The 8531-nt window shown below is 74.3% G+C and carries 8 protein-coding genes; 5 read left to right on the forward strand and 3 right to left on the reverse strand.

Features of this window, described 5'->3' with window-relative positions; translation table 11 throughout:
* Positions 1–41: 41 nt before the first annotated feature.
* Positions 42–305 carry a WhiB family transcriptional regulator gene (locus EF903_RS23600; RefSeq protein ID WP_003983763.1) on the reverse strand — a complete coding sequence of 88 codons (264 nt, stop codon included), beginning with the start codon at positions 303–305 and terminating at the stop codon, positions 42–44.
* A gap of 625 nt (positions 306–930) precedes the next feature.
* On the opposite strand from EF903_RS23600, the gene EF903_RS23605 reads away from it, so the two are divergent.
* Genes EF903_RS23605 through EF903_RS23615 form a run of 3 tightly spaced genes read left to right on the forward strand, consistent with a single transcriptional unit; the run spans position 931 to position 3730 of the window.
* Entirely contained in the window at positions 931–1470 is a 540-nt protein-coding gene (locus tag EF903_RS23605) for a cysteine dioxygenase family protein (RefSeq protein WP_125546302.1), read from the forward strand.
* Between the two features lie 20 nt (positions 1471–1490).
* Positions 1491–2444, forward strand: a complete 954-nt coding sequence (cofD, locus tag EF903_RS23610) for a 2-phospho-L-lactate transferase (protein WP_125546304.1) — start codon at positions 1491–1493, stop codon at positions 2442–2444.
* A complete protein-coding gene (locus EF903_RS23615) occupies positions 2441–3730 on the forward strand; it encodes a coenzyme F420-0:L-glutamate ligase (RefSeq protein WP_125546306.1) in 1290 nt (429 codons plus the stop codon). Before cofD ends, EF903_RS23615 begins: the two co-directional genes overlap by 4 nt.
* Positions 3731–3772: 42 nt before the next feature.
* On the opposite strand, the gene EF903_RS23620 is transcribed toward EF903_RS23615, so the two are convergent.
* Together EF903_RS23620 and EF903_RS23625 are read right to left on the reverse strand one after the other, a co-directional pair.
* Positions 3773–4777 carry a DNA-3-methyladenine glycosylase gene (locus tag EF903_RS23620; protein ID WP_125546308.1) on the reverse strand — a complete coding sequence of 335 codons (1005 nt, stop codon included), beginning with the start codon at positions 4775–4777 and terminating at the stop codon, positions 3773–3775.
* Between the two features lie 133 nt (positions 4778–4910).
* Positions 4911–6356 (reverse strand): peptidoglycan recognition protein, encoded by a 1446-nt coding sequence (locus EF903_RS23625; RefSeq protein ID WP_125546310.1) that lies wholly within the window; start codon positions 6354–6356, stop codon positions 4911–4913.
* A 140-nt stretch (positions 6357–6496) separates the two neighbouring features.
* Between EF903_RS23625 and EF903_RS23630 the strand changes: the two genes are divergently transcribed.
* Complete coding sequence (locus EF903_RS23630; protein ID WP_125546312.1) at positions 6497–7249, forward strand: TIGR03089 family protein; 753 nt, start codon at positions 6497–6499, stop codon at positions 7247–7249.
* 174 nt (positions 7250–7423) lie between these two features.
* Positions 7424–8531 (forward strand): LCP family protein (locus EF903_RS23635; RefSeq protein WP_260615830.1); only part of this gene is annotated, 1108 nt, incomplete at its 3' end.

Here is an 8531-nt window from a genome sequence, read left to right on the forward strand (position 1 = left end):
GACGGGGTCGGGGCGGGGTCCCGGGGCCGCTGCGGCGGGGGTCAGACGGCGGCCTTCTTCAGGCGGCGGCGCTCCCGCTCCGAGAGGCCGCCCCAGATGCCGAACCGCTCGTCGTTGGCGAGGGCGTACTCCAGGCATTCGGACCGGACTTCGCAGGCCAGGCAGACCTTCTTGGCCTCTCGGGTGGAGCCGCCCTTCTCGGGGAAGAAGGACTCGGGGTCGGTCTGGGCGCACAGCGCGCGCTCCTGCCATCCGAGCTCTTCGTCCGCTTCCTCGACCAGCAGTTCCTGAAACAGCTCGGTCATGTGCGCCCCTCGCTCTGTCTGTGCATCCCCGTGGCCGTCGTCACTCATCGCTACGTAACGACACGAGTGAAATTACAAGTGGGGGGCTCCAGCGCAGTCAAGCCGGGATCTGCTATTGGGGCCCTTATTCACTCTGCGGAACCAAGGCTATGCAGAAAGTGTTGATATCGCCAAAAATCGTGACAGTTGCCACGAGTACCACTCCACCCACACCCACCCGTGACATACGCGGCCCCCCGGGCGGCGGTTGCGATCCGGCCGCAGAAGCGGCGCAGATCACATTCCGGTCACGAGTTGGCCACATAAGTTTGAGGCGGCGCGAGACGGTATCTCGGCACGCGGTGTGCCCTGCATTCGTCTGCACAAACCTTTCTCCGTCCCGGTTAACCGGATCAGTTGAACCTTTTCGACCAAAACGGGCATTGGGTTGACAGTCCGGCCCCGCAGCCGGTCTCCTTGTCCCCATGTCAGTGACCGCAGCCGCCTTCCGGACCCCCGTTCGTGGGTTCCTGCGCGCTGCCCAGGTTCGCTGTTGCTGTTGCGGCTGTTGATGCCCCAGGAGCCCTGCTCCTTTCCGGCCCCCGCCACAGCGACCACCCACTGACACCCGTCTAGGACCCCCGTGATGCGCGACTCCGCCGCCGCCCCTGCCGTCATCGAGAGCGACCTCCAGATCGCCGGCGACATCCTCTCCGTACCGCACCTGCTCCAGCCGGCGCGCGAACACCCCGCCACCGTCGCCGAGTTCGCCGGCCTGGCCCGCTCCATCGCCGCCGACCGCGCGAGCTGGGAGCACCTGGTCCGCTACGACGCCACCACCCGCTGGTACCACCGCCTGCGCTCCGTCGCCCCCTCCCCCGGCTCCCCGACCGGCTACGAGGTGTGGCTGCTCAGCTGGGTTCCCGGCCAGGGCAGCGGCTTCCACGACCACGGGCCGTCGTCCGGCGTCTGGACGGTCCTGGAGGGCGAACTCACCGAGCGCGGCACCCGCGGCACCCTCACCCTCGGCGCGGGCGCGCAGCGCGTCTTCGCCCCGGGCTACGCGCACGAGGTCGTCAACGACACCCTCGAAGGCGCGGTCAGCCTGCACGTCTACTTCCCCGGGCTCCAGGCCATGCCGATGCACAACTGCCACCCGGCCCACCCGGAGACCGTCCGCGTCTGACGCCTGTCAGACTTCGCTGCATGCGCATTGTTGTTCTGGCCGGCGGCATCGGCGGCGCCCGCTTCCTCCGCGGACTGAAGGCCGCGGCCCCCGCGGCGGAGATCACGGTCATCGGCAACACCGGTGACGACATCCACCTGTTCGGGCTCAAGGTGTGCCCCGACCTGGACACCGTGATGTACACCCTGGGCGGGGGCATCAACGAGGACCAGGGCTGGGGCCGCGCCGACGAGTCGTTCACCGTCAAGGAGGAGCTCGCCGCGTACGGCGTGGGCCCGACCTGGTTCGGGCTCGGCGACCGCGACTTCGCCACGCACATCGTCCGTACGCAGATGCTCGCCGCCGGCTACCCGCTCAGCGCGGTCACCGAGGCGCTCTGCGACCGCTGGCAGCCGGGGGTCCGCCTCCTGCCCATGTCGGACGACCGCGTCGAGACCCACGTCGCCGTCACCGAGAACGGCGAACGCCGCGTCGTCCACTTCCAGGAGTACTGGGTGCGCCTGCGCGCATCACTGGACGCCGAGGCCGTCGTCCCCGTCGGCGCCGACCAGGCCAAGCCCGCTCCCGGCGTCCTGGAGGCCCTGGCCGCCGCCGACGTGATCCTCCTCCCGCCGTCCAACCCGGTCGTCTCGATCGGCACGATCCTCGCCGTCCCCGGCATCCGCGAAGCCGTCGCCGGCGCCGCCGCCCCGGTCGTCGGCCTCTCCCCGATCGTCGGCGGGGCCCCGGTGCGCGGCATGGCCGACAAGGTCCTCGCCGCCGTCGGTGTGGAGTCCACCGCGGCGGCCGTCGCCCGCCACTACGGCGCCGGCCTCCTCGACGGCTGGCTCGTCGACACCGCCGACGCCGACGCCGTCTCCGACGTCGAGGCCGCCGGGATCACCTGCCGTGCCGTGCCCCTGATGATGACCGACACCGAAGCCACGGCGGCGATGGCCCGCGCCGCCCTGGCCATGGCCGAGGCCGCCCGGTGACCGCGTACGAGGTCCGCGCCGTCCCCGGCATCCCGGAGGTCGAGCCGGGCGACGACCTGGCCCGTCTGATCGCCGCGAGCGCCCCGGACCTCCGAGACGGGGACATCCTCCTCGTCACCTCGAAAATCGTCTCCAAAGCCGAGGGCCGCATCGTCCGGGCGGCCTCCCGCGAGGAGGCGATCGACGCCGAGACCGTCCGCGTGGTCGCCCGCCGCGGCACCCTGCGCATCGTGCAGAACCGCCAGGGCCTGGTCATGGCGGCGGCCGGCGTGGACGCCTCCAACACCGCCCCCGGCACGGTCCTCCTCCTCCCCGAGGACCCGGACGCCTCGGCCGCCGCGATCCGGACGGGCCTGGCCCGCCTGCTCTCCGTCGACGTGGGCGTCGTGATCACCGACACCGCGGGCCGCCCGTGGCGCACCGGCCTGACGGACATCGCCATCGGCTCCGCGGGCGTGCGCGTCCTGCACGACCTCCGCGGCGGCACGGACACCCACGGCAACCCGCTCACCGCGACGGTCGTCGCCACCGCCGACGAGCTGGCCGCGGCCGGCGACCTGGCCAAGGGCAAGGCCGCCAACCGGCCTGTGGCCGTGGTCCGCGGCCTGTCCCACCTGGTCGGCGGCGACGCCACGGCAGCCCTGCTGGTCCGCCGCGCCGAGGACGACATGTTCCGCCTGGGCACCTCCGAGGCCGTACGGCAGGCCGTGACCCAGCGCCGCACGGTCCGCGCCTTCACGGACGACCCGGTGGACCCGGCCGCGGTCCGCCGCGCCGTCGCCGCCGCCCTCACCGCCCCGGCACCGCACCACACCACCCCCTGGCGCTTCGTCCTCCTCGAATCGCAGACGGCCCGCCTGGAGCTCCTGGACGCGATGCGCGACGCGTGGATCGCCGACCTGCGCCGCGACGGCAGGTCGGAGGAGTCCATCGCCAGGCGCGTCCGCCGCGGCGACGTCCTGCGCAACGCCCCGTACCTGGCCGTCCCGTGCATGGTCACCGACGGCGCCCACCAGTACGGCCACGCCCGCCGCGACGCGGCGGAGCGGGAGATGTTCGTCGTCGCCACGGGCGCGGGCGTGCAGAACTTCCTGGTCGCCCTCGCCGCCGAGCGCCTGGGCTCGGCGTGGGTGTCCTCGACGATGTTCTGCCGCGACGTGGTCCGCAAGGTCCTGGCCCTCCCGGACTCCTGGGACCCGATGGGCGCGGTGGCGATCGGCCGCCCCGCCGAACCCGCGCGCCCCCGCCCGGCGCGCATCCCCGACGAGTTCATCGAGGTCCGCTAAACGGCCCGCTGCCGTGGCCGGAAAGCCCTTCCGGCCACGGCGCTAGATCAGCGAAATGTCGCTCCGGTACATCCGAGGCGCCCGCCGCGGCGGGGTCCGCCCGGCGAGCAGCACCAGCCGGGCCGCCCGGTGCCGCTGCCCCGCGTAGGGGGCGAGCAGCTCCAGCATCACCGCGTCGTCGGCGTCCCGGTTCCCGGCCAGCGCGTACCCGATGATCCCCGGCAGGTGAAGATCGCCGGTGGTCACGGCGTCGGCATCGCCGTTGCTGCGCTGCAGGGTCTCGGCGGAGGTCCACGGCCCGATGCCGGGCACGGCCTCCAGCCGCGCGGCCGCCTCGCCGGGCGGCATGGCCGCCGCCTCCTCCAGCCGGGCCGCGACCCGCGCGGCCCGCACGATCGTCGCCGACCGCTTCCCGTCGACCCCGGCCCGGTGCCACTCCCACGACGGCACCATCGCCCAGGTCCGCGCGTCCGGCACCACGCACAGCCCGGCCTCGGGCCCGGGCGCGGCTTCACCGTGCGCCCGTACGAGCCGCCGCCAGGACCGGTAGGCCTCGTCCGCGGTGACCTTCTGCTCCAGCACCGTCGGCACGAGCACCTCCAGCACGAGCCCCGTACGGGTCAGCCGCAGCCCGGGCCGCCTCCGGTGGCTCTCGTGCACCAGCCGGTGGCGCGGTACGAACGCAGCCGGATCGTCACCGGCACCCAGCAGCGCGGGAAGCGCATCGAGCACCCACTCGGCCCCGGCCCCCCACGCCTCGCCCTTCACCCGCCCTGCACTGCGGTCGGCGGACACCCTCAGCGTCGCGGGCCCCTGCGGAGTACGCGTCGTACGCCACACGGACCCGTCCCCGCCGACCCGGAAGGTCGGATCCCCCGGCCCCCGCCGCAGCGGCCCGAGCGTCAGCCCGAGGTCGACCGGCCCGCCGGGATCCCAGACCCGGCTCAGCGCCCCGCCCGCCGCCGCGGCGGCCTGCCGCGCGGCGGGCACACCGGTCCGCCCGCCGCGCACGGCGGCGCGGGTCAGGGGATCGAATCGGCCGGCCATGCCACGAGCGTAGCCGCATCCCGGCCGGCCGGAGCGGGGCAGCGGGAGCGGGCCGGCGGGCGGGACCCGCCGGCCCCGCGCGCCGGCCCCGGGCGGCCCCGCCTGCCGCCGGGGCTGCCGGGAGACCGCCTCCTCACCTGCCCTGGAGCTTCGCCGATGCCGTCCGGGTGGTGGGCAGCTGCCCGTACAGCAGCTTGCCGGGGCACTCGGTCGCGAAGCCGTCGCGGTGCCCGGAGATCACCTTCAGCTTCACGCTGCTGCCCTTGGGGTAGCGGTTCCCGCCCCCGGACTTCAGCGTGGTCGTCGATCGCGGGTCCCGGTTGAACAGACCCAGCTTCCAGGCCGTGAGCGCCGCCACGGACTTCACCGCGGGCGCCGGCGGGTTCGTGCCCGTGAAGGTGCCGATGACCGCGATGCCCATGCTGTCGGTGTTGAAGCCCATGGTGTGCGCGCCGAGCACCGCCCGGGCGACCCCGCCCGCGCGGCCCTCGTAGACGGTGCCGCACTTGTCGACGAGGAAGTTGTAGCCGATGTCCCGCCACCCGCTGCTGACGACGTGGTAGCGGTACATGCTGCGGATGACGGCCGGCGCGTCCTTGCAGGCGTAGTTGTTCCCGGACGCCGTGTGGTGGACGAAGGCGGCCTTGACGGTGTTCGTGTAGACGAACGCCTTCTCCCTGAGCTTCTCGTCGGCCCCCCAGCCCAGCCGGGTGATGATCCTCGGGCGCGGTCCGATGTAGGGCGCGGCCGCGGCGCCGGGCCGGGCCTCGCCGGTCAGGACGGCGTCGGCGGTCGAGTCGGCCTTGTCGAGGGCGCCGATCTCCGCGGCGCCGAGGGGCGCCAGCGGGACGTTCGCGGAGGAGGCTTCCGCCGTCTCCATGGTCATGCCGGGCACCAGCACGGGCCCCTTGTCGTCGTCGCCGGGCAGACCGCCGCTGCCCGCGCCGTTCTTCCCGTCGGCGGCGCCCGCGGGCGGCGCTCCGGGGTCGACCAGCTCGATCCGCAGGCCGGACGGGAGCCGCGCGGACAGCGCGCGCGCAGTGGGGCGCTCTGCCTCGACGCGCACCTCGACGGCGTCCGACTCCCCCACCCACAGCGGGGCGGTGGCGCCGCGGGCGGGGCCGGTGCCGCGTTCGGCGGTGTCGGGGTCGGGGGCGTGCTCGCCGTTGTGGGTCTCGACGTCCTGCCAGTCCGACCAGAGCGCGGTGCCGACGGAGCGGGTACGGACCTGGACGCGGCCGTGGAGTTCGGCGTCCGCGTCGTCCCAGACGACACCGACCAGCGAGAACCGCTCGACCTCCCGCGCGGCGAGGCCCCGCGCCTCGGGCAGTCCGGCGGCGGGGGGCACGGCCGCCCGGTCGGAGGACGCCCCGAGGGGGGCGAGGGGCAGCGACTGGGTGGAGCCGGCGGGGGCGGCTGGAGGAACCGCCCCGGAACCGGAAAGGGCGGCGGAACCGGAGGAGGCGGCGGCAGCACCGGAGGAGGAGGCGGCGGCAGCCGGCCCGGACAGGGCGAGCGGCAGGGCAAGTGTGGCGGCGGCGGCCGCGACACCGACCGCTGAAGACAGGAATCCACGCATGCAAGCGATGCTGGGCACTCCCTGCGCGGTCCGCCATCGGAGAACTGACGGTCCGTCTGCTGGCACCGCCCGGCCCGCTCCCCCGTACGGATGAGCCGCGCGCCTCCGTACGGGGGAGCGCCCCGCGTACGCTGGGCCGGGTGAACGCCACTGACCGCACCCCTGCCGACCTGCTGCGATCCGCGCTCGCCGCCGATCCGGGCCGCCCTCTCGTCACCTTCTACGACGACGCCACGGGCGAGCGCGTCGAATTGTCCGTCGCCACCTTCGCCAATTGGGTGGCCAAGACCGCCAACCTGCTCCAGGGCGACCTGGCCGCCGGGCCGGGCGACCGGCTCGCGCTCCTGCTCCCCGCGCACTGGCAGAGCGCCGTCTGGCTGCTCGCCTGCGCCTCGGTCGGCGTCGTCGCCGAGGTCGGCGGGGACCCGGCCGGCGCGGACGTGGTGGTCAGCGGGCCGGACACCCTGGAGGCGGCTTCGGCGTGCTCGGGCGAGCGGGTCGCGCTCGCGCTGCGGCCGCTGGGCGGCCGGTTCCCGCAGCCTCCGGCCGGGTTCGCGGACTACGCGGTGGAGGTCCCCTCCCAGGGCGACCGCTTCGCCCCGTTCGTCCCCGTCGACCCGGACGAGCCGGGGCTGGCGGTCGGCGGCGAGGAGCTCAGCCACGCCGAGGTCGTCGAGCGGGCCCGGGCGGACGCGGCAGAGCTGGGCCTGGGCCCCGGATCCCGGCTGCTGTCCGGCCTCGGCTACGACACCTGGAAGGGCCTCTCCGCCGGACTGTACGCGGCGCTGGCCGCGGGCGGATCGGTGGTGCTGTGCCGGCACCTGGACCGGCTGGACGCGGAGGGCCTGGCGAAGCGCACCGAAGCGGAACGGGTGACGCACACGTCGGCGTGAGGGCCGGCGAACCGCAGCAGCCACCGGCCGGCAGGCCGCACTCCGCCCCATTTTTCACCCGTTCAGCCCTGGACAGCCCCCTGCCCCCGGGCCGCCCCGCACACCCGGGGGCAGGATCGGTCCAGGTCGTACACGTACGACCCCATGCCGGACCGGCGAGGGGACGGAACGCGAGTGACATCCAGCGCAGGCATACCTGGCAGGCGGCCGGAAGCGGCCGGTGGCTCCCCGGAGTCCCCGCGCCGCCGCCGGCGCCGCCTGCTGCGCTGGATCGGGCTCGGCCTGGCCCTGCTGGTGCTGCTCGGGGCGGGCACGGGCTGGTGGCTGTACCGCAAGCTCGACGCGAACATCACCTCGGACACGTCCGCGGCGGCCGAGCTGGAGCGCTACGAGCGGGAGCGCCCGGCACCCGGCACGAGCGGCTCCCGCAACATCCTCCTCATCGGCTCGGACTCCCGCGCGGGCAGCGGCAACGCCTCCTACGGCAGGGACAGGGGCACGCAGCGCTCGGACACCGTCATCCTCCTGCACCTGCCGGCCGACCGCCGCAGCGCGACGGCGGTGTCGATCCCCCGTGACCTGATGGTGGACATCCCGAGCTGCCTGGGGCCCGGCGGGAGCCGCAGCGCGGAGCAGTTCGCGCAGTTCAACTGGGCGTTCCAGCGGGGCGGGGCCGCCTGCACGATCCGTACGGCGGAGAAGCTGACCGGGATCCGGATCGACCACCACATGGTGGTGGACTTCGACGGGTTCAAGAGGATGGTCGACGCGATCGGCGGCGTGGAGGTCTGCCTGCGGCAGCCGGTCAACGACTCCGGGGCGCGCCTGAGGCTCCCGGCGGGCCGGCAGACCCTGCGCGGGGAGCAGGCCCTGGGCTTCGTCCGCGCCCGGTACAGCCTGGGCGACGGCAGCGACACCGAGCGGATGGAGCGTCAGCAGCACTTCCTGGCCTCGATGGTCGACAAGGTGCAGAGCAACGGCGTGCTGCTGAACCCGCGGAGGCTGTACCCGCTGCTGGACGCGGCGACGTCCTCGGTCACCACCGACCCGGGGCTGGCGTCGCTGCGCGGGCTGTACGAACTGGCCCGTGCGCTGCGGAGCGTGCCGACCGACCAGGTGAACTTCCTGACGGTGCCTCGCCGTCCGTACGCCGCCAACCCCAATCGGGACGAACTGGTGCAGCCCGACGCGGGCAGGCTCTTCCAGCGACTGCGCACGGACCAGCCGCTCGCGGTGGCGCCGTCGACGGGGTCGGACGAGCCCGGAACCGGCAGCACGGCCC

Origin of the sequence: Streptomyces sp. WAC05292 (genome assembly GCF_003949955.1) — a bacterium.
Classification (GTDB): Bacteria; Actinomycetota; Actinomycetes; order Streptomycetales; family Streptomycetaceae; genus Streptomyces; species Streptomyces globosus.

Excerpts from the sequence above, each read along its gene's own strand:
- EF903_RS23600 (WP_003983763.1), bottom strand. The coding sequence starts at position 305 with ATGACCGAGCTGTTTCAGGAACTGCTGGTCGAGGAAGCGGACGAAGAG.
- EF903_RS23605 (WP_125546302.1), top strand. The coding sequence starts at position 931 with ATGCGCGACTCCGCCGCCGCCCCTGCCGTCATCGAGAGCGACCTCCAG.
- cofD (WP_125546304.1), top strand. The coding sequence starts at position 1,491 with ATGCGCATTGTTGTTCTGGCCGGCGGCATCGGCGGCGCCCGCTTCCTC.
- EF903_RS23620 (WP_125546308.1), bottom strand. The coding sequence starts at position 4,777 with ATGGCCGGCCGATTCGATCCCCTGACCCGCGCCGCCGTGCGCGGCGGG.
- EF903_RS23625 (WP_125546310.1), bottom strand. The coding sequence starts at position 6,356 with ATGCGTGGATTCCTGTCTTCAGCGGTCGGTGTCGCGGCCGCCGCCGCC.